The sequence below is a fragment of the Bacillus sp. SIMBA_031 genome, from assembly GCF_046535225.1.
In the GTDB taxonomy this organism is placed as follows: Bacteria; Bacillota; Bacilli; order Bacillales; family Bacillaceae; genus Bacillus; species Bacillus velezensis.
In genome coordinates this window covers 1-270 of the sequence record NZ_JAWRXC010000275.1, presented here as the reverse complement: position 1 = coordinate 270, position 270 = coordinate 1, and the positions used below count along the sequence as shown (strand labels likewise).

General features: G+C 61.5%; 1 pseudogene. It reads right to left on the bottom strand.

Going from position 1 to position 270, the window contains the following annotated elements:
- Positions 1-157: pseudogene (locus tag SB724_RS20305) on the bottom strand (hypothetical protein); the annotation flags it as partial.
- Positions 158-270 lie beyond the last annotated feature (113 nt).

The window sequence follows — 270 nt, the reverse complement described above, 5'->3', positions numbered from 1 at the left end:
AAGGACCGATCAGGCACACGACTTCGCCCGCAGCGATTTCGAGGTCGATTCCTTTGAGGACTTCGAGCGGCCCGTAGCTCTTATGGACGGAGTCCGCTTTGATCATTGTTCGTGTTCCTGTGCCGGCCCGGGTCGGGACAGTCGTGGTGGAGGTCATCGGGTTCCGCCTTTCCGGCCCAGCCGGTCGTGGGTATTGAAGAACAGAACGAGTCTCTGCCAGGGCGTGAGTGGGAGGTTACGCTGACCGCCCTTGGCGTAGCGGCGTTCCAG